Annotated in this window: 22 protein-coding genes and 1 pseudogene; 11 read left to right on the top strand and 12 right to left on the bottom strand. The window is 61.4% G+C overall.

Annotation, left to right across the window (positions count from 1 at the left end; translation table 11 throughout):
* Position 1 precedes the first annotated feature (1 nt).
* Complete coding sequence (locus CR105_RS07670) at positions 2-457, top strand: SH3 domain-containing protein (RefSeq protein ID WP_229413709.1); 456 nt, start codon at positions 2-4, stop codon at positions 455-457.
* 409 nt (positions 458-866) lie between these two features.
* Positions 867-1,277, top strand: coding sequence for an STY0301 family protein (locus CR105_RS29470; RefSeq protein WP_370660675.1), 411 nt, complete (start codon positions 867-869; stop codon positions 1,275-1,277).
* A gap of 67 nt (positions 1,278-1,344) precedes the next feature.
* On the opposite strand, the gene CR105_RS07665 is transcribed toward CR105_RS29470, so the two are convergent.
* Positions 1,345-1,815, bottom strand: a complete 471-nt coding sequence (locus CR105_RS07665; protein ID WP_099787939.1) for a GNAT family N-acetyltransferase — start codon at positions 1,813-1,815, stop codon at positions 1,345-1,347.
* A 121-nt stretch (positions 1,816-1,936) separates the two neighbouring features.
* Between CR105_RS07665 and CR105_RS07660 the strand changes: the two genes are divergently transcribed.
* From CR105_RS07660 to CR105_RS07645, 4 genes are all read left to right on the top strand, one after another.
* Entirely contained in the window at positions 1,937-3,181 is a 1,245-nt protein-coding gene (locus tag CR105_RS07660) for an MFS transporter (RefSeq protein ID WP_099787826.1), read from the top strand.
* Positions 3,182-3,249: 68 nt separating this feature from the next.
* Positions 3,250-4,206 (top strand): PP2C family protein-serine/threonine phosphatase, encoded by a 957-nt coding sequence (locus tag CR105_RS07655; protein ID WP_099787825.1) that lies wholly within the window; start codon positions 3,250-3,252, stop codon positions 4,204-4,206.
* Between the two features lie 296 nt (positions 4,207-4,502).
* Entirely contained in the window at positions 4,503-5,831 is a 1,329-nt protein-coding gene (locus tag CR105_RS07650; RefSeq protein WP_307189614.1) for an FHA domain-containing protein, read from the top strand.
* 68 nt (positions 5,832-5,899) lie between these two features.
* Complete coding sequence (locus tag CR105_RS07645; protein WP_099787823.1) at positions 5,900-6,403, top strand: DUF1801 domain-containing protein; 504 nt, start codon at positions 5,900-5,902, stop codon at positions 6,401-6,403.
* Positions 6,404-6,565: 162 nt separating this feature from the next.
* On the opposite strand, the gene CR105_RS07635 is transcribed toward CR105_RS07645, so the two are convergent.
* Positions 6,566-7,441, bottom strand: coding sequence for a pirin family protein (locus tag CR105_RS07635; RefSeq protein ID WP_099787821.1), 876 nt, complete (start codon positions 7,439-7,441; stop codon positions 6,566-6,568).
* A 111-nt stretch (positions 7,442-7,552) separates the two neighbouring features.
* On the opposite strand from CR105_RS07635, the gene CR105_RS07630 reads away from it, so the two are divergent.
* A complete protein-coding gene (locus CR105_RS07630; RefSeq protein ID WP_099787820.1) occupies positions 7,553-8,578 on the top strand; it encodes a LacI family DNA-binding transcriptional regulator in 1,026 nt (341 codons plus the stop codon).
* Between the two features lie 257 nt (positions 8,579-8,835).
* Positions 8,836-9,048, top strand: a complete 213-nt coding sequence (locus tag CR105_RS07625; protein ID WP_131021653.1) for a hypothetical protein — start codon at positions 8,836-8,838, stop codon at positions 9,046-9,048.
* A 41-nt stretch (positions 9,049-9,089) separates the two neighbouring features.
* Here CR105_RS07625 and CR105_RS07620 read toward each other — a convergent pair whose 3' ends face one another.
* The 4 genes from CR105_RS07620 to CR105_RS07605 form a co-directional block, all read right to left on the bottom strand.
* Positions 9,090-10,649: a TerC family protein gene (locus tag CR105_RS07620; RefSeq protein WP_099787818.1), complete on the bottom strand. Its 1,560-nt coding sequence runs from the start codon at positions 10,647-10,649 to the stop codon at positions 9,090-9,092.
* Positions 10,650-10,709: 60 nt separating this feature from the next.
* Positions 10,710-11,327 carry an exopolysaccharide biosynthesis protein gene (locus tag CR105_RS07615; protein ID WP_099787817.1) on the bottom strand — a complete coding sequence of 206 codons (618 nt, stop codon included), beginning with the start codon at positions 11,325-11,327 and terminating at the stop codon, positions 10,710-10,712.
* A gap of 107 nt (positions 11,328-11,434) precedes the next feature.
* Positions 11,435-12,121: a Bax inhibitor-1 family protein gene (locus CR105_RS07610; protein ID WP_099787938.1), complete on the bottom strand. Its 687-nt coding sequence runs from the start codon at positions 12,119-12,121 to the stop codon at positions 11,435-11,437.
* Positions 12,122-12,309: 188 nt separating this feature from the next.
* The gene (locus CR105_RS07605) at positions 12,310-14,109 is read right to left on the bottom strand and encodes an amidohydrolase (RefSeq protein ID WP_099787816.1); all 1,800 of its coding nucleotides are present in this window, start codon (positions 14,107-14,109) and stop codon (positions 12,310-12,312) included.
* A 124-nt stretch (positions 14,110-14,233) separates the two neighbouring features.
* On the opposite strand from CR105_RS07605, the gene CR105_RS07600 reads away from it, so the two are divergent.
* Positions 14,234-14,638 (top strand): hypothetical protein, encoded by a 405-nt coding sequence (locus CR105_RS07600; protein WP_131021652.1) that lies wholly within the window; start codon positions 14,234-14,236, stop codon positions 14,636-14,638.
* On the opposite strand, the gene CR105_RS07595 is transcribed toward CR105_RS07600, so the two are convergent.
* A complete protein-coding gene (locus CR105_RS07595) occupies positions 14,635-15,075 on the bottom strand; it encodes an MFS transporter (RefSeq protein WP_307189613.1) in 441 nt (146 codons plus the stop codon). The genes CR105_RS07600 and CR105_RS07595 overlap by 4 nt on opposite strands.
* A gap of 15 nt (positions 15,076-15,090) precedes the next feature.
* Complete coding sequence (locus CR105_RS07590; protein WP_099787814.1) at positions 15,091-17,295, bottom strand: OsmC domain/YcaO domain-containing protein; 2,205 nt, start codon at positions 17,293-17,295, stop codon at positions 15,091-15,093.
* Positions 17,296-17,769: 474 nt separating this feature from the next.
* Here CR105_RS07590 and CR105_RS07585 point away from each other — a divergent pair, with 474 nt between their 5' ends.
* Together CR105_RS07585 and CR105_RS07580 are read left to right on the top strand one after the other, a co-directional pair.
* Positions 17,770-18,309 (top strand): hypothetical protein, encoded by a 540-nt coding sequence (locus CR105_RS07585; protein WP_099787813.1) that lies wholly within the window; start codon positions 17,770-17,772, stop codon positions 18,307-18,309.
* Complete coding sequence (locus tag CR105_RS07580) at positions 18,309-18,698, top strand: hypothetical protein (protein WP_180288122.1); 390 nt, start codon at positions 18,309-18,311, stop codon at positions 18,696-18,698. The genes CR105_RS07585 and CR105_RS07580 overlap by 1 nt, the downstream gene beginning before the upstream one ends.
* Positions 18,699-18,945: 247 nt before the next feature.
* Here CR105_RS07580 and CR105_RS07575 read toward each other — a convergent pair whose 3' ends face one another.
* The 4 genes and pseudogenes from CR105_RS07575 to guaA all read right to left on the bottom strand — a co-directional run bounded on the left by CR105_RS07575 (position 18,946) and on the right by guaA (position 21,607).
* Complete coding sequence (locus CR105_RS07575) at positions 18,946-19,146, bottom strand: hypothetical protein (protein WP_370660676.1); 201 nt, start codon at positions 19,144-19,146, stop codon at positions 18,946-18,948.
* A gap of 11 nt (positions 19,147-19,157) precedes the next feature.
* Positions 19,158-19,232, bottom strand: a pseudogene (locus CR105_RS29465) (RES family NAD+ phosphorylase); the annotation flags it as partial.
* Between the two features lie 2 nt (positions 19,233-19,234).
* Entirely contained in the window at positions 19,235-19,792 is a 558-nt protein-coding gene (locus CR105_RS28820) for an antitoxin Xre-like helix-turn-helix domain-containing protein (RefSeq protein ID WP_229413708.1), read from the bottom strand.
* A 204-nt stretch (positions 19,793-19,996) separates the two neighbouring features.
* Positions 19,997-21,607, bottom strand: coding sequence for a glutamine-hydrolyzing GMP synthase (gene guaA, locus CR105_RS07565; RefSeq protein ID WP_099787812.1), 1,611 nt, complete (start codon positions 21,605-21,607; stop codon positions 19,997-19,999).
* Between the last annotated feature and the right edge of the window lie 35 nt (positions 21,608-21,642).

Here is a 21,642-nt window from a genome sequence, read left to right as displayed (position 1 = left end):
CATGGCGATCATGATCGGGGCATTCGTCATCGGGCTGTTGGTGACGCTGGTGCTGGCGGCGTTTCTGACGCCGGCGCGCTGGTGGCAGCGGCCGAATGTGCGGGCGCTGGCGGTCCTGGTGATCGGCACCTGGGGCATCGGCAGCATGCTGCTTTGGCTGGCGCCGAAGCCGGCGATGGCAGCGACTCCCGTTGTTGCGGGCATCGCGGCGATCCGCCCGGTCGCGCTTTCGGCAGAGCGCAGCTACCAGGTGTTCGAAGACTTGAACCTGCGCGCAGGAAGCGGCACCAGCGCTCGGCGCGTTGCGGTGGTGCCGGTCGGTGCGTCTGTGACGCCAACCGGCGTGCGCGAAGGCGACTGGTGGGAAGTGCGAACAAAGATCGGCGGCAAGCAGTTCAGCGGATGGGTCAGCAGCCTCTGGTTGCGCCGGTCGGATGAGGCGCGCCGCGGTAACTGATGGGGCCGTGTCCCAATGTCGGATTGACCTTGGGCGTACGCGCGATGAACTTTTTGGCGGCCCGTCAGAGTTGCTAGTTACATAGAATCAAGGAAATCCTAACATGGGTATGGTCCAAACCTATGAATGAAAAGAAAATTCATCATGAGCTACCGGCTGAGAATTCCAGAACACGACGTGTTCGAAAAAGGCAAATTCGTCAATAGCAAGGGAAGGGCCGAATGCGTCGAGTTCGTTCGTCAGTCAACAGGAGCACCTGGCACCTACTCGTGCAATGGAACGACCAAGGTGAAGTGAAGGAGCGGCCGATCGCGTTTAAACGTCCAAAAGGAACCCGCCGCAGTAACGATGGCGAGACTTTCCATGTCATCGAATAGCGCAGGCGGGATACAGGTCAGGTTAGCCGCGCTTGCAATCACTTGCCTGTGCACGGCATCGGCGACTGTACGAGCGGCGACAATTCATTGTCCGCGTTCTATTACGGAAACTCCGACAGCGGCGTCGCCTTCGTCCGCCTGGGCGTCGTCGCCAATGCCGGCGAACGCCCACTATCCCAAGCCGGGGTCTACCTCGGAATCGGCTCCGAGTATGGCGCTCAGGTACCGGACGCCATACGAAAAAACGGAGGCGACGAACGCGTGACCTGGAAATTCCATCGCCCTCTACCGAAAGCTATTGGCTTGGATGCTCATATTCCGGGACGACAGCGCTGCTCGTGATTAAGCTCAAGCCAACCGTGCATTCGTGCGTTGCCACATACACGTTATTTGAAAGAGGGAAAAGGCAGCACCTGAAGATCGTTGAATGCCGCGGGCGATAGTTCTTGCGAGGTTGCACCGGTGGGGACACCTGTCAAACACTAGAGGCAACAACACAGCAATTCAGGGTTACCTTTCTCGTTCATCGGGCTCCAGTTTCATCGGGTTGAAGTACAGGCCCTTCAAGCACTGCATCGGCGCGGTGCGCACAAAGCCGAGCGCCTCGTACACTGGCAGCGCGTAATTCGACGAGTTAACCGTGAAGACGCCGCTGCCGCCATCGGCGATCGCACTCCCCCGCGCCATGTTCCACAGCTTGCGCGCCAGGCCCTGTCCCTGCCATTTGACGCCGACGAACATGTGGAACAGGTGCGAACGGTCGCGCACCGCGATGAAGCCTGCGATCTCGCCATCGATCTCGGCGACGTGATACACATGGCCGATGTCGATATAGCGCCGGATAGCCGCCTCGTCGTTCTCGCGCAGGAAGGTCGCCGCGCCTTCCGTCGTCGATTCGTGCAGGATGAATTCGGTCGACAACTCCCGCAGCAGGCGCCCTGCCTGCTCCACGTCGCTCTCCTCAATCGGCCTGATCTGCATGGTTGTCACCTGGTTTGTCACTTCGTCACGTTGGCAATACCACGAAAATAGCATATCTCCCAGGCGAATGCTGACCAGTTTGTTGACGCTGGGCACTTATGGCCCGTAGACTAGTTTCACCATGTCCAAGTCCCTCCCGCTGCCGGCGCAACCCTTGCGCCAGAAGGTGCCATTGTCGAAGCCGCTTCGACACGCACGCTATCGGCGTCTGTGGACAGCCAACCTCATCTCAAATCTTGGCACCTGGACGCAGACCTTTGCGTCGGCCTGGCTGATCGCATCGCTTGCGCATTCGGCGTCCACCACCACGCTGGTCCAGACCGCCACGTATGTGCCAATTTTCCTGTTCGCGCTGTTTGCCGGCGTCGTCGCCGATGCGGTGAACCGGCCGAAGTTCCTGTTTTTCTGCAACCTGTTCATGGCCCTGTGCGCCTGCACGCTGGCCGCCCTGGTGATCACCGGCCACGCGTCGGCAAGACCGGTGCTGGCAATTACCTTCTGCCTCGGCGCCGGCTCGGCCTTCATGTGGCCGGCCTGGCAGGCGTCGATGTCGGGCCTGGTCGACCCCGATGAGGTCGAGGCGGCGGCCACGCTCAACAACCTCAGCTACAACGTCGCCGCGATTGTCGGGCCGGCGCTGGGCGGCGTGCTGTTCAACTGGATCGGCGCCGGCGCGCTGTTCCTGGTCAACGCGATTTCCTTCGTCGCCTTGCTCGGCGTCTACTGGGCGTGGTGGCAGGAGCGCCTGCCGAGCACGGTCACCAACACCAGCTTCATCGACAGCCTGAAAGCCGGCGTTTCGTGCGCACTCGGCTGCAGCCGCTACCGCAACATACTGGTCAATGTCTGCACCGTGTTTTTCGCCACCATCGCCTTCGCCGCGCTGTTGCCGATCTTCGTGCGCGACGTGCTGCGCATGAACTCGAGCGTGTTCGGCACGCTGATGGGCAGCCTTGGCGCCGGCGCCGTGATCGCCGCCTTCATCCTGCCGAGCCTGCGCACCCGTTTCGACAAGACGCGCCTGCTGGCCGGCGCCCTGCTGGTGTACGGCGCGATGCTGGTCGTCATGTCGTTCGCCCGCTCGCTGCTGGTGCTGGTGCCGCTGATCATGTTGGGCGGCATGGCGTGGTCGGCCACTGTTTCCACCCTGAACGCGGCGGCGCAGTTGTCGTTCCCGTCGCACATACGCGCGCGCACCTTGTCGATCTATCTGTTCGTGATGGCCGCCGGCTACACCGTCGGCAGCCTGGTGTGGGGCCGGCTGGCCGACCAGTTCGGCGTCCAGGCGGCGTTCGCGGTCGCCGGCTCTTGCGTCATTGTCAACGCCATCGCACTGGTGACGGGCAAGCGGGAAAAACCGCTCTAATCGTCGCTTCGGAAACAGCGCTTCCCTGTAAGCTGTCTGGATTGCTACTCTGACTGTTTCCTTGTCCGATGAATCCAGTGCTCGACCGCCAGCAGTTCGGCCCCCACCTCGATATCGCGGCGCGCACCAGCGCAGGCGCCAACCCGGCCCTGCACCTCGAGAACCAGGATAATTTCCTGATGATCGACGGCGACGGCCGCGCCGCCTTCATGCGCGATCAGCAACCGCAACAACAAAACGTTGCCGGCTGGAGTAGCGGGCATGTACGGCTGGCAGTGCTCGACGGCATGGGCGGCCACGGCCACGGGCGCGAGGCGGCCGAAGCCGTCGTTGCCGGCCTGCTCACGATTCCTCCCTGCACCGATATCGCGGCACTTGCCGCCCATCTGGACGCCCTGCACGCGCGCCTGCAAGTCGAGTTTGCCGGCGGCGACGCTACCAAGCGCCCCGGCACCACGCTGACCCTGCTGGAAATTGCACCCAGCCAGGCGCCGCTGCTTTACCACGTCGGCGATTCGCGCCTGTATGAAGTCACCGCCGAACACGTGTTGCCGATGACGGTCGACCATGTGCCGGCGACCGCGTTTGCCGTGGCAGGCGTGCTCGACCAGCAAGAATGGTGGCAGCAGGTGCACGGCGAACACCGCTCGCAGATCGCGCAAGCTTTCATTCTTGGCAACGCGTTCGCCGATTCTTCCAGGCTGAGCGACCCGCTGTTCGAACTTTCCGCACACACGCTGCCGCCTTTCCTGCGCCACCTGCCCGACCGCCGCGCGATCACGCTGCGGCCAGACGCGGTGTATATATTAGCGACGGACGGCTTCTGGGCGTGCGCTCAGCCGCAACTTTGGATCAGCCGCTGGCCGGCCCTGCTGGCCGGTGGCAACAACGCGCGCGCAATGGCCGACCTGCTGTTCGAAGAAATGACGACCCGGCCGCCGCCGGCGCTGCACATCGACAATCTGACGGCAATTGTGCTGCGCCCGAGTGCCGAACAAGATGTCGCCGACGATACATATGCTTGACCTACGAACAATTTAGATTTCCTCGCGGCAAAAATGTTACACTCTGCAGCAAATTGCATTGCCGGAATAAATATAAACAGGGGTAAGCTTCGGATTCTCGTTACTTCAATCATACGATGAAAAAATGTAGCAACCCCGACCATCCACACTGCACGCTATGGGTGATGGACGGGGCCACATCTTGCGCTAGTGGACATGCGCAGCGAGCACTGCAGCCGACAAGTTTCGACTTGATCAGCGCGCGGCGAAGCGCCCGTCCCGCACCGAGCGGGACGGCGGATAGCCATGCCCACCCGATGCAGCCGCAAGTTGCGCCGATGCTGCTGCGCCCTCACCTGCACGTCAGCGGCTTCGATCCGCGCGCGGCCGGCGGGCGCCAGGCCATCAAGGTGGAGTTGCGCGGCATGCCGGCCGGCGCCGCGCCGCTGGTAAAAATGCAGCTGCGCTCGGCGCTGATCGCCCAGGGCGGCTCGCGCCACTCGTTCGCGCGCACCTTGCGCGGCGACTGGCGCCCGGTGTACATCGAATTTTCGTCGCGCGAAAAAGAACACGGCCAATACCAGATCGATGTCGAGCTCGACAGCGAGGCCGACGGCCGCCCCGCCAGCCGCTGGGCCTGCACAATGGTCATCCTGGTGCCGCGCGCCGACGCCACCCTGACCGAAATCCACCAGACGTTCCTGTCGACGCACAAGAACGTGCGCGTGATGGCCGACGACGCCTCGATCGCCAGGGTCAATGCGCACACAGGCGGCGGCCGCCTAGACATCGACGTGACGGCACGCAATGCCTCGATCACGCACCTGAACCTCGACGGCGCCGGCAAGGTCGACATGGGCTTTTCGACCATTGCGTGGGACGAAGACCTGATCGAGATCGACGTGCCGGCGCAGGCCGAACCGCACCCGCATCCGAGCAGCAGCGCCTGCCTGGTCAACGCGGCGCCGGAAGCCGGCGCCCAGCGCCAGGTGCGTCTGTTCGCGCTCGGCGAATGCGTACTGGGCCGCTGGGAACAATACGATCCGGAAAGCGACGTGCTGCTGGCCCACTTCGGCGACGACGGCCAGGACCGCAGCGGCCTGACGCGTCGCCTGTCCGGCCGCCACGCCGTCATCCGCCGCGGCAGCCGCGGCTTTGAAATTGAAGACGTATCGCGCTACGGCGTGCTGCTCGACGGCGTGTGGCCAGGAAAGAACAAGCCGGTGCCGCTGCGCCTTGGCATGCGCATCGAGCTGTCGGCCAGCATCAAGGGCATCGTCGTGCTTGCCGTGACCGCGCTGCTGCCGCACGGCGTCATCCTGCACCGCATTGATCAGGGTGAATTTGCCGAGTGTTTCTATTTCCTCGAGCCGGGCCGCCATCCGGGCTTCCCGCTGCCGGCGTTCCCGCGCGAGCCGCGCGCCGCCGTCATGCCGCTGCTGTTCCACCAGCATGACGGTTTCTGGCATCTGGACCCGGTCACCGGCGTCGAGACGGCGTTGACGCCGTCATCCGCGCTGGAAAAGCTGTGCCAGTTCCCGCGCCACACCCGCTTTGCCAGCGATCCGTATCCCGAATGCTGGATCATCCGCAGCCGCGCCGGCCAGTTGCAACAGGCCCTGTCGCAGGACATGCATACCGCCTAATACCGTGATTGCGTATTGCACGCATGACACATAGAATCAGCATTCGCCCCCTCGCCGAAGGAATACGAATGCAATCGAGCGCCACCACCGTCGACGCCTACCTCGCCGAACTGCCTGAAGAACGCCGCGACACCATCGAGGCGGTACGCAAAGTCATCCTCGACAACCTGGACGACGATTACGTCGAGACGATGGCGTACGGCATGATCGGCTACTCGATCCCCCACAGCGTGTATCCGGCCGGCTACCACTGCAATCCGAAAATGCCGCTGCCGTTCGCCGCCATCGCGTCGCAGAAGAATTATGTGTCGGTGTATTTGATGGGCCTGTATGTCGGCTGCATCGGCGACGAGGAAAACGCCGACGTGCAATGGTTCCGCGACGCCTGGGCCGCGTCCGGCAAGAAGAAGCTGGACATGGGAAAGGCGTGCGTGCGCTTCAAGCATCAGGACGACGCCGCGCTCGACGTCATCGGCGAATCGGTCAAGCGCATCCCGGCGCAGCGCTACATCGAGCGCTACGAGGCAGTGCTCGCCACGTCGAAGAGCACCTCGCGCAAGAAAAAAGCCTGATGCACTAGTGCGGTATCAGCACCAGGAAGACCAGGCCGGCGCCGGCCAGCAGCGCAGCTTCAAGCGAAAAGACAATCAGGGGGATCTTGATTCCTTCAGGGATTTTCACGATGCTTCCTTTCCAGCTTAGCCAGTCGAGTAGCACTGCGCTTTGGCAATGAATCAGCGCAGCGGCCGTGGCAGCGGAATCCATTCGGTTTCGCCTGGCACGGCGGCGTAGCGCTGCTGTTCCCAGTCTTCCGCCGCCTGCTTCAGGCGCTCCTTGCTCGACGACACAAAATTCCAGAAAACAAAGCGATGACCGTCGAGCGGGGCGCCGCCAATCACGACAAATTGTACTCCCGTCGCGGCGCGGACGGACGCACCGGTGCCAGGTTCCAGATAGGCCATGGTGCCCGGCGCCAAAGGCTCTCCATCGATCGACAGTTCGCCGCTGACCGGGTAGATGGCGGCCTCTTCCGGCAAATCGGCGAGGATCAGTTCGGCGCCTTCGTCGAGCCGGATATCGAGATACAAGGTCTCCATGTAGGTGGCCACGGGTGACGTCAGGCCGAAGGCGCTGCCGATCAGCACGCGCGCCTCGCCGCCGGCAAACGACGCCACCGGAATCGCCTCGGCCGGCGTGTGGATGAAGGCCGGGTCGACCTCTTCATGCTCGCGCGGCAGCGCTGCCCACAGCTGCAGGCCATGGCTGCGGCGCGGCTTGCCGACCAGGTCGGGCGGCACCCGTTCGGAGTGGACGATGCCGCTACCGGCCGTCATCCAGTTGATCGCGCCAGGCTCGATGCGCTGCACCGAGCCGAGGCTGTCGCGGTGCAGGATGGCGCCCTCGTACAGATAAGTGACGGTGGCCAGGCCGATGTGGGGATGCGGGCGCACGTCGTGATTGGCATCGGGCGGCGCATCGACCGGCCCGAAATGGTCGAAGAACAGGAACGGGCCGACGGCCTGCTTGGCCGCGGCCGGCAGCACGCGGCGCACGAAGAAGCCACCGCCCAAATCCTTGTCGTGCGCTTTGAAGAGATTCGAGATGGCCATGGTGTCCTCGCGCGTTGACGTAGCGCCTAAATGTACACTACTACTGTTAAAACCGTCGAGCCATGGCATCGGTTCGTCCACGAACAACACGCTTTCGATCAAAGGATTCATATGGAAGCATTGACGCCCGGCAAGGTGGGTCAGACCAATATCACCAGCGCGACATTGAATGATGTTGCCCGGGTCGCGGGCGTCTCGCCGATTACGGTCTCGCGCGCGCTGAACCAGCCGCAACTAGTGCGCCCCGGCACACTGGCGAAGATCCGCGCCGCCGTGCGCGAAACGGGCTATGCCAAAAATGTTGCGAACGCAGCCGGCAGCAGGCTCGTTGCCTTGATCCTGCCGACCGTCGCCAACCCGATCTTTGCGGACATGGTCCAGGCCGCGAGCGACAAGCTCACAGAAGCCGGCTACCAGTTGCTGCTGGGCTTGGCAGGATACGAGCTGTGGCGCGAAGAAATCCTGGTCGAGACAGTTTTGAGCCGGCGCCCGGACGGCATCATCCTTACCGGCACGCTGCACTCCGATAACACGCGACAGCGCCTTGAAACGGCGCGCATCCCTGTCGTGGAGACATGGGACCTGACCGCATCTCCCATCGATATGCTGGTGGGCTTTTCGCACGAAGAGGTCGGCAAGACCGTCGCCGCGCGCATGCTGGAAAAAGGATATCGGCGCTTTGCCCTGCTGACCGCCGACGACCCGCGCGCCGGCCGGCGCAACCAGGGCTTGCAGGCAACGTTGGCGCGGCAGGGAGTAAGCCTGGTGGCGTCCGACGTGGTGCCAACACCGGCGAGCCTGCAACTCGGGCGCGACGGCTGCGCGCGCCTGCTTGCGGCGCATCCCGACATCGAACTGATCGTATGCAGTTCCGACACCCTGGCGCACGGCGCGCTGACCGAGGCGGCGAGCCGCGGCTTGCGCGTCCCGGACGATATCGCCATCCTCGGTTTTGGCGACCTCAATTTCGCCGCCTTCACGTACCCGCCACTGTCGAGCGTGCGCGTCGATGGCACCGCGATCGGCGCCCTTGCGGCGCAGGCGATCCTGGATCGCCTGACGCAGGCGCCGAGTGCGACAAGCGCGCCGACGTTGACGAACACGGGGTTTGAACTGGTCGAACGCGGCAGCACCTGAAACCGAGGGGCAGCTTCGAGATAGCATTCGCTGGAGAGGCCGACCATGGATTATCTTGGAATGTTTTGTTTGGGAGCGTTTGTCGGCACGATCGCCACTTTGGGCGGTTCGCCTATTCGTCCGCATTCGGCTGCTACCCGCTAGGACTGGTTGCGGCATTAATGTGGCCATACATTCGCGTAGCGATCGACAATTGAAATTCCAATTCGCCGCGGCTGAAGCTGTTGGGAGGCCTCCACTTGTCGGCGGCGATACTGGTGTCGATTGCCGGCGCGGGCATCGCGATCATACCGGCCTCTTTGCAGCTGCAAGCTGAGACGGGCATTTCGCCACAGGCGCGCGTCGAGCTCGTGATCCAACACCATCAACGGGCTGCCACGCTTGCCTTGCCGGCCACAGATGACAAATCAGGCTCTGCCGCCGAAGGGACGGCCGAGATCACCGCAGCTCCGCGGCAACCGTCGCCGTAATGGGCGCAGCGCCCAAAACTAATCACGCAAAAACTGCGGAATCATTTCTCTGCCGACACATGATCCGAAGCCAGTCGCGTTACAAGAACAGTGGCGATGCGGCGCTCGATCACTTCCAATACTTCAAACTCGAGGCCGTCAACCGCCATCTTCTCACCGATTTCCGGCAGTGTATTAAACCGTTCCAGCATGAATCCCGCCAGTGAGGTGTATTCGTCGTCGTCCGAAACCAGGGCGTCGCTGTGCAGAACCTGCTGGAGATACAGCAAATCCGCCGCGCCATTAACTTTCCATTGGTCGTCGCCCAGCGCCTGGATGACAGGTTGCTCGTCCTCATCGGGGAATTCACCGGCGATCGCCTCCAGGATGTCAATTGGCGTCACCAATCCCTGGATCGTACCGTACTCATTAGCGATAAGGACCAGTTGCCCATGTGACCGCTTCAAAGTGTCCATCACCTTCAAGACGCCGACAGAGTCCGGCATGACGATAGGTTCGCGCACGCTGGCGGGCTCGATCTTGCCGTGGACCGCCAGATCGGCAATCAGGTCTTTTGCCCTGGCAACCCCGACGATGTCATCGAGTTGCCCTCGGCAGACGGGAAAGAAGCTGTGGGGCGTATCCAATATCTGTTGGCGGACAGTCGCCGCACTGGCGTTGAGATCGACCCAGGTCATGTCCGACCTGATCGTCATGATGGATCTGACCGAACGTTGGGAAAGACTCAAGACGCCGCTGACCATGTTGCGTTCTTCACGATCAAAGGCGAACTCTTCGGCAGGCTCGGCTGCGCTTGCCGATTCCTGGCTCACCTCCGCCCTCGTCCGGTTTCCCAGCAAGCGCAGCACGGCATCTGCCGTACGTTCGCGTAATGGCACGTGCGCGTCTTTTTTGGCGAAGTTTTTCCGGGCGAGTTGGTTAAAGAACTCGATGACGATGGAGAAGCCGATCGCCGCGTACAGATAACCTTTAGGAATCTTGAACCCGAGTCCTTCAGCGACCAGGCTCAAGCCAATCATCAGCAGAAAACTCAAGCAAAGCACCACTACTGTCGGGTGGGCATTGACGAAGCGGGTCAGCGGCTTCGAGGCAAAAATCATCACTGCCATCGAAATGACCACGGCTGCCATCATCACGCCTAGTTCATCGACCATGCCAACAGCTGTAATGACAGCGTCGAGCGAAAAGACTGCGTCGAGCACGATGATTTGTGCGATGACAGCTCCCAAGCTCGCATAGACGCGCGGGCCGCTGTGGACGTGCGTTTTCCCCTCAACCCGTTCGTGCAGCTCCATTGTTGCCTTGAACAACAGGAACACACCGCCCAGCAGCAAGATCAAGTCGCGGCCGGAGACGGCGTGGTTCATCAACGAAAAAAGTGGAGCGGTCAGGGTGACCATCCATGAAATCATCGTCAACAAGCCAAGCCGCATGATCATGGCGAGGGAGAGACCGATCAGCCTTGCTTTGTCGCGCTGGTGAGGGGGGACCTTCTCGGCCAGGATGGCAATGAAGATGAGATTGTCGATGCCCAAAACAATCTCAAGAACTACCAGTGTCAGTAAGCCTACCCAGATATTTGGGTCGAAGAACCATTCCATTTTAAATCGCCTGTCAAGTTGATGAGGTGTGCTGCTGCGTTGGTTAGTCCGTTTCGCGGGTTACACGGAGACCTCGGTGAACATAAAAACTATGCCCTTTATCACACCCCATATTACGCCTGACACGACAACGGCTGAGATTGTGGCCGCAATAAGCCCCGTCGCAATGGCGTACCCATCACGCTCTAGAAGACCAAGTGCAAGCAGGCTGATAGCCAAAGCAGGCAACATGTTTCCGAGTGGGATAGGAAGAACCAAAACAGTGGCTAGCAGAAGACAGACAACGCCCACAACGTACTCACATGGTGGGAGTGCCAAAACACTGATGCGGGGACGAAGTAATTTTTCCGCACGCTCCAGCCAAGGGACGACGCGTCGAATCATCCCCTCAAAATCCGAACGCGACATGGAACGGCGGCTGATTAGCCCAGGTAACCACGGTCGCATGCCAAAGGCCAACTGGGCTGCAAGGAACACCAGGGGCGCGCCTAGGACGGCTGATGTGCCTGGGGGAACTGGCAGAATATTGGGGAAAGCGAAAATGAACAATAGCGCGCCGATGGCGCGGTCGCCAAGCGCTTCCAGTAGATCACCCACGGCGATGCGATCTCGAGTCGTATCGTCGGCAAGCTTACGCAGAAGTTGGGATAGTGCTAGCCCATCACCAACGGCACTCATTTAGCAGGTTTCATCGTTTGACAGCAGAGGTGCGAGCGCCATGTAGCGCATCGTGGAACCGGTAGCGGCTGAGCTAGCCCGCACCGGTTGATAAGCGTGACGACAGCTTACTCGCGACTACCGCCCCCGATGCCAAGCAGTGCCAACAAGTTGGCGAAAATATTGTAGACGCTCAGGTAAATGCTGAGTGTCGCGGTGATGTAGTTGGTTTCCCCGCCATTGACGATCCGCTGCACGTCATAAAGAATGAAAGCAGAAAAAATCGCGATCGCCATGACCGATATGACAATCGACAAGACCGACATGCCCAGAAAGATATTTGCCACTGACGCCAGAAGCAGTACCACAACGCCAGCGAGTAACCACTTGCCCATTCCCGAGAAATCGCGCTTGGTCACCGTTGCCACGCTGGCCATCACGGCCAGAATCGCAGCCGTTCCGCCAAAGGCAGTCATGATGAGGGAACCACCATTGGCAAAGCCGAGGGTTCGGGTCAAGATTGGGGTCAGCATCAATCCCATGAAGAAGGTGAAGCCCATCAGTACGGCAACGCCGACGCCTGAGTTCTTTGTCTTCTCAATAGCGAAAATAAAACCAAACGCGACGGCCAGGAAGATCATCATTCCGAAAAAGCCACCAGGCAACGAAAGCTGGGTCTGCACACCGACGAACGCTCCGAGCACGGTAGGAATCATCGATAGCGCGAGCAGCCAGTAGGTATTGCGCAAGACGCGATGCCGAACTAACGGGGCGCTGCCAGACTGTTCGTAAGTTGATTGTAGGTTCGAGTTCATAGTGAGGCTCCTTGCCTGTAAATGGACGCGGACAGCGTTCCATGCGATCTGACGCTGCCGGGTGATGGGAGCCCTAGTGCACCCACCTACCTTGCAGATCTCGTCGATATACATTGTGAACTGGGAAACTTAAGCGTTTCTTAATTGACTGCAGGCGACGATTGCGCGACCGCCGTGCGCGCCTTAAGTTAGTGCATTCCCTTCGCCTGATACACCACCTTGCCGCCAACGACCGTCTGCAGCACCTTGATGTTGGTGATGTCTTCCTCGGCGATCGTGAAGAAATTGCGGTCGAGTACTACGAGGTCGGCCAGCTTGCCCACCTCGAGCGAGCCGGTCATCGTTTCCTGGCGCAGCGTATAGGCTGCATTCATCGTGATCGCGCGCAGCGCCGCGGCGCGCGGCATCCCGGGCTGGGACGTCAGCCGGCCGGCGTACTCCTTGCCCGCGTTCGGCGCCGCGGTGCGCGTCACGCCGACTTTCAGCGCAAACCACACATCGAGCGGGTCGACCGGCCAGTCGCTGCCGTAAGCCACCCGCGCTCCGGCGCCAAGCAGCACTGCCTGCGGCTCGACCGTGTCGTAGCGTGCCGGACCCAGGTAATCCTTCAGCGCGCCGACGGTGTCGGCCGCCGGCTTGGCCCACTGGAACGACAGCACCGGCGTCACGTCAAGCCTGGCGAAACGCGGATAGTCAGCCGGGGCGACGATTTCATCGTGCGCCAGCACCGCACGCATGCGCTTGCCTCCAGGCGTGGCGCGATGGGCTTCGATGGCGTCGAGCGACTCGCGCACCGCGCGGTCACCATCGGCGTGGATGTGCGCGTCGATGCCACCTCTGCCCAGCTCGGTCAGCGTGGCCTTCAGCGCATCCACCGAGAAATAGCCGGCCGGGCCCTTGCTCGGCCCGGGCCGCCAGTCCGGCCTGGCTGCCGTGCCCTGGTTGACCAGGTAAGGCTCCAGCATGGCGCCGGTGAAGGCAGGCGCTGATATCACGCCATCCATGAACAGCTTGGCGTGGCGCACCTGCATTGACGGCGCCTTCCTGGTCGGCCCCTGATCGAATTGCTTTTGCTGTTTCAACAATTGGGCGACAGTGCTGAATGGCGTGCCGCCCTTGTCGAGGTCGATCAGCACGGCGAAGTGCGCCCGCGCAGTCAGCTTGCCCTGGCGTTGCAACACAGCGAACGCGGACATCGTCGCGGGATCGGTGTAGGCGTCGAGAAAGCTGGTGATGCCTTGCCGGCGCATCGCGTCGAGCGCATGGGTTGATGCGGCCAGGTTTTCCGCCTCGGTCAGGGCCGGCAGCAAGTTCATTGCCACGTCTTGCGCGGCGTCTTCGAGCAGGCCGGTGGCGGCGCCGCTGGCGTCGCGCACGATGATGCCGCCGCTCGGATTGAGCGTATCGCGCTTGATTCCTGCCAGCGCTATGGCGCGCGAGTTGAGCTGCACGGAATGGCCGAACGACGAGCGCACGATAACAGGTCGGCTTGTCTTTAGCGCATCGAGCGTCGCTGACGTGGTGCCGGCGCCGTCCGGCTGCATGCCTTGCTGGAACCAGTTGACGACGAGCAGCCAACGGTGCTCGTCAACGCCCTTGTGCTTGTCCTTGTCGATGCAGGCCTGGATGCGGGCCTGGAATTGCAGCACCGTCAGCGGCTGGTAATCGAGACTGCAGTTGAGCAGGCGGCTGCCGCCCGATTGCGGATGCATGTGGCCGTCAACCAAGCCGGGCATCAGCATGCGGCCGTGCAAGTCGATCGCTGTGGTGCCCTTGCCGATGAACCTGGCGGCGCCGGCATTGTTGCCGACGTAGATGATGCGCCCGTCGCGCACCGCCAGTGCCTGCTGCACGCTGTCGCGGTGATCGACGGTGTAGATATAGCCGTTGCGGTAGACCAGGTCGGCCGGCGGCGCTGCCGCGAACACCGCCAGGTGGGTTGCGGCGGCGATCGAAACGATGAGTTTGAGGTAAGGGTTTGTGGCCATGCGTCCTGTCAGCTATTGGTGTTGTGTCCGACCAACAATATTTGGCGCTGTCGGAAATCTTTCGCAAAGAAATATCTGTTACCGTGCGGCAATCATCTCATCAACCAGTTACGCGTATCCAATCATGACTTCATTGCTCTCTTCCCGCTTCACTCATATTGCCAGTTGTGCGATCGTTGTGCTGCTGTCCGCCTGCGGTGGCGGTGGCGGCGACAGCACGACGCCCGCTCCAGTGGCTGCGGCAATGCCGGCCTCGCCTGCCGCTGCCCCGACGCCTGCCGCCGTCGCTGCGCAAGCGCCAAACCTGCCTGCCGCCGTCGCGCCGTCGGACCTGTCGCCGCATCCGGTCAGCACCGATGCCGCCGACAGCATGACTGGAGCATATACGCTTGTGCCCGCAACGGCCTCGGCCGACACTGGCGGAGAAGCGCCGTATCCTGACCTGCGCATGCTGCCAACCCGAATCATGCCATTCCAACCGATCGCGTTTGGCAACGTGTCGGCCGTTGGAGTTACGTCGGTCAACTAAATTCGACCCCGGGCGGAATTACAGTGAACGCGCCACGCCGGTGACTCTCGACCGGCCGAGATATTCGCCCGCCTGATACAGCAGTGCCAGCGTCGGCAGCGCGGCACCCAGCGCCAGCGTTGCTTCCCAGCCGTAGCCAGCATACACCCAGCCGCCAGCGCCGAACCGAGCGCCCCGCCGGCGAAGAACAACGCGAAGAACAGGCCATTGAGCCGGCTGCGCATGGCGCCGAGCGCGAAGATCGCGCGCTGACCCAGCACCAGGTTCGCCGCCACGCCCATGTCCAGCACGATCGACGCGGCCACCGGCATGGCGAGGGCGAACGTGGAGCTGCCCGGCGCCAGCAGCGGCAACCCGAACGAGAAGATTCCCAGCAGGAGCGCAGCAGTAGTTGCGCGCGGGTGTAGCCAGAGTCGGCCAGCCAGCCGGCCGGCCACGGGCGGAGGATCTACTTAACGGCACGCAAGCGCGACATTGGCACGCGCCTTGTGCAGCTTTTTGTAGCTGTCGATCAGGCGGTGGTGGCGATCGAGCCCCTCCAGGTTCATGCTCGTTGGCGCCAACCCGAAGAAGCGCACGCTGCCGTCCACTGAACCCAGCACAGCGTCCATCCGCGAGTTGCCATACATGCGGCGGAAATTGACAACATAATCGACCAGTTCCAGGTCGTCGTCGACAGTCACTTCCAGCACCACGTTCAACGCCTGATAGAACAACTTGCGCTCGACCGTATTGTCGTTGTATTGCAGGAAGGCGCCGACCAGGTCGTGCGCGTCTTCGAGCTGCTGCAGGGCGAGGTGGATCAGCAGCTTCAACTCGAGCACTGTCAGCTGCCCCCAGTCCGTATTCTCGTCGAACTCGACGCCGATCAAGGTGGCAATGTCCGAGTACTCATCGAGCTCGTTGTTATCCAGCCGCTCAAGAAGCGCTGCCAGTGCGTCATCGTCCAGGCGATGCAGGTTCAAAATATCGGCGCGGAACAATAGCGCCTTGTTGGTGTTATCCCAGATAAGGTCCTCGACCGGGTAGATTTCGGAATATCCAGGCACCAGGATTCGGCAAGCCACGGCGCCCAATTGGTTGTACACGGCCATGTAGACCTCTTTGCCCATGTCTTCGAGAATGCCGAGCAAGGTAGCGACTTCTTCGGCATTGGCGTTCTGGCCCTGGGCGGTAAAATCCCACTCGACAAAATCGACATCGGCTTTGGCGCTGAAGAAGCGCCACGACACCACGCCGCTCGAATCGATGAAGTGCTCGACGAAGTTATTTGGTTCGGTGACGGCGTTACTGGCGAAGGTCGGCTGAGGTAAATCGTTCAGGCCTTCGAAACTGCGCCCCTGCAGCAATTCGGTCAGGCTGCGCTCCAGCGCCACCTCAAAACTAGGATGCGCGCCAAACGAGGCAAAGACGCCGCCAGTGCGCGGGTTCATCAAGGTGACGCACATGACCGGGTAGAGTCCGCCCAGCGATGCATCCTTGACCAGCACCGGAAAACCCTGCTCTTCCAACGCCTTGATGCCGGCCAGGATGCCAGGGTATTTCGCCAGTACTTCCTGCGGCACATCGGGCAGCGCCATTTCGCTTTCGATGATTTCACGCTTGACTGCGCGCTCGAAAATCTCTGACAGACACTGGACCTGCGCTTCGGCCAGGGTATTGCCGGCGCTCATGCCATTGCTGGCGTAGAGGTTTTCGATCAGGTTGGATGGGAAATAGACCGTCTCGCCATCCGAATGCCGAACGTATGGCAGCGACACGATTCCGCGCTCTGCATTGCCGGAATTGGTGTCGACCAGATGCGAGCCGCGCAACTCGCCGTCGGGATTGTAAATCTCCAGGCTGTATTCATCGAGAATGCCGGCTGGCAGCGAATCATTGGCGCCGGGCTTGAACCAGCGCTCATCCGGGTAGTGGACAAACGCCGCGTTGGCGATGTCTTCACCCCAGAACACACCGGCGTAGAAGTGATTGCAGTTCAGGCGCTCGATATACTCGCCCAAGGCCGACGCCAACGCGCTTTCCTTGGTCGCGCCCTTGCCGTTTGTGAAACACATAGGCGAATGCGCATCGCGCACATGCAGCGACCAGACATTAGGAACAATGTTGCGCCACGAGGCGATCTCGATCTTGATGCCCCAGTCCGCCAACATCCCCGACATATTGGCGATGGTCTGCTCCAAAGGCAGATCCTTGCCAACAATGTAGGTGCTCGACTCGGCATCAGGCCGCAAGGTCAGCAAGGCCTGTGCGTCGGCATCCAGGTTCTCAACTTCTTCAATTACGAATTCCGGGCCTGCCTGCACCACTTTTTTAACCGTGCAGCGGTCGATCGAGCGCAGAATTCCCTGCCGATCCTTGTCGGATATATCCGCCGGCAGCTCGACCTGGATCTTGAAAATCTGCTGGTAACGGTTTTCCGGGTCGACGATATTGTTCTGCGACAGGCGGATATTTTCGGTCGAGATATTACGGGTGTCGCAGTACAGCTTGACGAAGTACGCCGCGCACAAGGCCGACGAAGCGAGGAAGTAGTCGAAGGGACCAGGCGCCGAGCCATCACCCTTGTACCGGATGGGCTGATCGGCGATCACCGTGAAATCATCGAACTTGGCTTCAAGACGCAACTTGTCGAGAAAGTTGACTTTAATTTCCATAATAAATTTCCAATGCATGCTCAAAATGATGTGGCGACCATTATCCGTTGTTTCAGCCGGAACTGGGAGCCTGCCTGCGTTTGTCCAGGTTCGCCTATCCGCGTCGCGGGCTACAAATTCCACGTATCCAGGCCAGATCCGCACAGAAGGCTGACGAATTTCACCGGCAAAGTTGATAGCGAGCAAGCGGACTCATTCTTTCGGATTTAGCCACGGACGAGCGAAGTAGATTGGGTCACGCACCCTGACTATGGAGGATTCCATGAACGCGCCTTTCGTCATACCCCATCTGCGCCCCTTGCTGTCGACAGGGTTGGGCTCGCCCTCGCCGGCCTGCTCGCTGCCTGCGGCGGCGGATCGAACACGCCAACCAAGGATGCGCCAACGCCGCCTGTCATAACGCCGATTGCGCCAACGCCAGGCGTCACCTACGACGTTATCGCCCTCAATCCGCGCGGCGAGATATTCGGCTCCGTGGGCCGCAACGGCATCAATGCCAACGGCCAGGTAGTCGGCTCGAATAACATCGGCGCCGGGCCCGAGGGAACGCGCGCCTTCATGTACGACGGCACCCGCCTGTTCGAGCTTGGCACGTTCGGCGGACCGTTCTCGGCGGCCACCGCAATCAACCGTTGTGGGCAAGCGACCGGCTCTGCACAGACAGGGGACGGGACGAGCCATGCCTTCCTGTACAACGGCACTCTGCGCGACCTTGGGCCAGGCGTGGGAATTGCGATCAACGACTGCGGACACATCGCCGGCATCGGCGCCCCCATTGTCGGCAGCGGTTTCGTGTACGACGGCACCGTGCGTCCGGTCGGCACCTTCCCGGGCGGGACGTCATCCGCGCCGGTGGACATCAACGCCAGCGGCCTCATTACCGGCACCGCCGAGCGCGCCGACGGCAGCTTCGGCGCTTTATTTATGACAGCAAGGCCAGAACGCCGCTGCAGGACCTGGGCACGCTGGGAGGCAACACGATACCGCGGGCGATCAACGATGCGGGAACGGTAGTGGGCTGGTCATTTATCCCGGCCGGCGTGCTGCACGCCATCATCTACTCGGGCGGAACGCTACGGGAGCTGGGCACCTTCGACGCCACCACCACCTCCGAAGCGATCGACATCAACGCAAGCGGCCAGGTCGCCGTCAACGCGCTCGGGCCGGACAGCGTGCGCCGCGGTTTCTTCTACGACGGCACGACGATGCATCCTTTGGGCGACAACACCGAGACGGCGGCGGTCAACGCCGGCGGCCAAGTGGTGGGATGGTACTCCGCACCTGACCCGCGCGCCATGCTGTGGACGCGCGAAGGCGGATTAGTCGACCTCAATACTCGACTGCACAATCCGCCGGCCGGAGTGCGCGTGCTGTACGGGCTGGCGATTTCGGACACCGGCTAGATCGTCGCGCGCGCCAATACGGGCCTGGTGCTGTTGCGGGCGCGACGCTGATGGACAACGCCCCGGTCGCTCTTGCAACCGGGCCGTCAAAACCGTATTACCGCTGAGGGCTCACTCCCACGCAAATAGCAGGCCTCGATTTTCCGTCGCGCAGGGCCGTCGCCTCTGGGTGACGTTGCTGGCCTTCTCTCCTCTCGCCGCCCTCTTCCGCATGCCTTGCTGAGCGAACAACAGAAGAATAACCTCCTCACGGGAAAAACCGTGGATCGTAGATCCATCGCTTGAGGGTGGTAGCAACGATCGCGGAAGTGTCGCCGTGCTGCGGTTTGATCAGTACATCGTATTCGTTTGGCACGATCACTGACGGCACCAACAATAGAGCCGTTGCGCCCGCCGCGATCCGATATTCGACGCGCTGTACACGACAGGAGTTCCCTTGTTGTTCCATCGTCCACCCGTCATCTTCGCGCCTGTACCGCTTAGATCGTTTGCTGAGTAAGTTGGCGCCTCGACCGCAATCCGCCAGACCGACACGGTCAAGCGTATGCTCCGCTCTGGCTCATCGATAGCAGTTCGGATACGAGTTTCTGGCCTTCAAACGTATCCATGTAGCTCGCCGGCGTCTCGCCGCCTAGCGCCCGCAATGGCTTGAATAGCCACTCCGAAACCCAGCGCGCCGCATTGAAACCGGCCGGATCCCCTGACTGCTCGACCATGGTTTGCACCATGCCGATCAGCGCTGGGACACCGCGCACCCGTTCCGACTCACCCTTGGACAACGCAGTGGCGTCCTTTTCCTTGCTGCTGATCGTGGCACGTGACAAGCCAAGGCTCGACAGCAGACTCTCCTTACTCATCCCCATACGCGACGAAAGATTACCGATTGTCGATGCCGGTATCCCCTGCCGTATCATGGCAATGCGTACATGCGGGTAGATACCGTAAATCTTCGCACCTTCGTCGATATTTGCACCTTGGCGGGCGGTAGAGGCGTTCTTTTTCACTTGGACGCCAGAGCTTTTCGCCGCTCCTCTGACGGTTATCGCGGCGCGACGCGTTGCCGTCGGCTGTGACATCGGTTTGGGCTTTGACATGGCATCTCTTTCGATATTAAAGTACAGATCAAATGAGACAACGCGAGTGCTTTACGACCAAATATGGGCGCCGTGGCGTTCGTCGAGTTAGAAGGACACTTCCTGCAGCGGGAGTATGAGCTACAAGGCGACGTCGTTCAGCGCCTCCACCAACTGGGCGCTGTTGAACGGTTGTAGGCTCATGCGATCCTCCCGGAGGAAATCTTACTCCCACTCGATGGTCGCCGGCGGCTTGCCCGAGATGTCATACACCACGCGATTGATGCCGCGCACTTCGTTAATGATGCGGTTCGACACCCTACCGAGCAGGTCGTGCGGCAAATGCGCCCACTGCGCCGTCATGAAGTCGAGCGTCTGCACCGCGCGCAGCGCCACCACCCACTCGTAGGTGCGTCCGTCGCCCATCACCCCAACCGACTTCACAGGCAGAAATACCGCGAACGCCTGGCTTGTCGCTTCGTACCAGTTGCGCGGCAGGTCGCCCGCATCGATGCCGACGATCGGCGGCGCCTCGAACACGGTGTTGCGCAATTCCTCGATAAAAATCGCATCCGCGCGGCGCAGCAGGTCGGCGTAGTCTTTCTTGACTTCGCCGAGAATGCGCACGCCCAGGCCCGGACCCGGGAACGGATGGCGATACACCATGTCGTGCGGCAGGCCAAGCGCGACGCCGAGCTTGCGCACTTCGTCCTTGAACAGTTCGCGCAAGGGTTCCAGCAGCTTCAGGTTCAGCGTTTCCGGCAGGCCGCCGACGTTGTGGTGGCTCTTGATGGTCTGGCCCTTTTTGCCCTTGCCGGCGCTTTCGATGACGTCCGGGTAGATCGTGCCTTGCGCCAGCCAGCGCGCGTTCGGCAGCTTGGCCGCTTCGGCCTGGAAAACTTCGACGAATTCGCGGCCGATGATCTTGCGCTTGGCCTCGGGATCGGACACGCCTTCGAGGTGGCCGAGGAACTGCGCTTCGGCATCGACGCGGATGACCTTGACGCCGAGGTTCTTGGCAAACATGTCCATCACCATCTTGCCTTCGTCCAGGCGCAGCAGGCCGTGGTCGACGAACACGCACGTGAGCTGGTCGCCGATGGCGCGGTGGATCAGCGCCGCGGCAACACTCGAATCGACGCCGCCCGACAGGCCGAGGATCACCTCATCGGCGCCGACCTGCTCGCGGATCTTGTCGACCGCTTCGGTGATGTAATCCGGCATGTTCCAGTCGGACTTGCAGCCGCAGATTTCATGCACAAAGCGGCCCAGCACGGCTTTGCCCTGCACCGTGTGCGTCACTTCCGGATGGAACTGCAGGCCGTAAAAATGCCGCTCTTCATCGGCCATCGCGGCGATCGGGCAGCTAGGCGTGTTGCCCATCAGCTTGAAGCCGGGCGGCATGTCGAGCACCTTGTCGCCGTGGCTCATCCATACTTTCAGCATGCCGTGGCCTTCGTCGGTGACGAAGTCGTTGATGCCGTTCAGCAGCGCCGTATGGCCGCGGGCGCGCACCTCGGCGTAGCCGAACTCGCGCACCAGGCCATTTTCGACCTTGCCGCCCAGCTGCGCGGCCATCGTCTGCATGCCGTAGCAGATGCCCAGCACCGGCACGCCCAGCTCGAACACGGCCTGCGGCGCGCGCGGCGACTCGCCTTCCAGCGTGGAACTGTGGCTGCCCGACAGGATCACGCCGGCGGCGCCGTAGTTACGCACGAACTCGTCGCTGACGTCGTACGGAAACACTTCCGAGAAAACGCCGGAGTCGCGCACGCGGCGGGCGATCAGCTGGGTGACTTGGGAACCGAAATCGAGGATGAGGATTTTTGAATGCATGGGGGAAATGTCTGTCATGGCAAATATGAGGCTTG

It is taken from the genome of Massilia eurypsychrophila (assembly GCF_002760655.1).
Taxonomy (GTDB): domain Bacteria; phylum Pseudomonadota; class Gammaproteobacteria; order Burkholderiales; family Burkholderiaceae_D; genus JAFCUW01.
This window is presented reverse-complemented; position numbering and strand designations above follow the sequence as displayed.

Coding starts and splice junctions, on each gene's coding strand:
- CR105_RS07615 (WP_099787817.1), bottom strand. CDS start 11,327: ATGAGTGCCGTTGGTGATGGGCTAGCACTATCCCAACTTCTGCGTAAG.
- CR105_RS07575 (WP_370660676.1), bottom strand. CDS start 19,146: ATGGAACAACAAGGGAACTCCTGTCGTGTACAGCGCGTCGAATATCGG.
- CR105_RS07620 (WP_099787818.1), bottom strand. CDS start 10,649: ATGGAATGGTTCTTCGACCCAAATATCTGGGTAGGCTTACTGACACTG.
- CR105_RS07635 (WP_099787821.1), bottom strand. CDS start 7,441: ATGGCCATCTCGAATCTCTTCAAAGCGCACGACAAGGATTTGGGCGGT.
- CR105_RS07660 (WP_099787826.1), top strand. CDS start 1,937: ATGTCCAAGTCCCTCCCGCTGCCGGCGCAACCCTTGCGCCAGAAGGTG.
- CR105_RS07645 (WP_099787823.1), top strand. CDS start 5,900: ATGCAATCGAGCGCCACCACCGTCGACGCCTACCTCGCCGAACTGCCT.
- CR105_RS07600 (WP_131021652.1), top strand. CDS start 14,234: ATGACTTCATTGCTCTCTTCCCGCTTCACTCATATTGCCAGTTGTGCG.
- CR105_RS07610 (WP_099787938.1), bottom strand. CDS start 12,121: ATGAACTCGAACCTACAATCAACTTACGAACAGTCTGGCAGCGCCCCG.
- CR105_RS07655 (WP_099787825.1), top strand. CDS start 3,250: ATGAATCCAGTGCTCGACCGCCAGCAGTTCGGCCCCCACCTCGATATC.
- CR105_RS07665 (WP_099787939.1), bottom strand. CDS start 1,815: ATGCAGATCAGGCCGATTGAGGAGAGCGACGTGGAGCAGGCAGGGCGC.
- CR105_RS07630 (WP_099787820.1), top strand. CDS start 7,553: ATGGAAGCATTGACGCCCGGCAAGGTGGGTCAGACCAATATCACCAGC.
- CR105_RS07670 (WP_229413709.1), top strand. CDS start 2: ATGGCGATCATGATCGGGGCATTCGTCATCGGGCTGTTGGTGACGCTG.
- CR105_RS07605 (WP_099787816.1), bottom strand. CDS start 14,109: ATGGCCACAAACCCTTACCTCAAACTCATCGTTTCGATCGCCGCCGCA.
- CR105_RS28820 (WP_229413708.1), bottom strand. CDS start 19,792: ATGTCAAAGCCCAAACCGATGTCACAGCCGACGGCAACGCGTCGCGCC.
- CR105_RS07590 (WP_099787814.1), bottom strand. CDS start 17,295: ATGGAAATTAAAGTCAACTTTCTCGACAAGTTGCGTCTTGAAGCCAAG.
- CR105_RS07650 (WP_307189614.1), top strand. CDS start 4,503: ATGCAGCCGCAAGTTGCGCCGATGCTGCTGCGCCCTCACCTGCACGTC.
- guaA (WP_099787812.1), bottom strand. CDS start 21,607: ATGCATTCAAAAATCCTCATCCTCGATTTCGGTTCCCAAGTCACCCAG.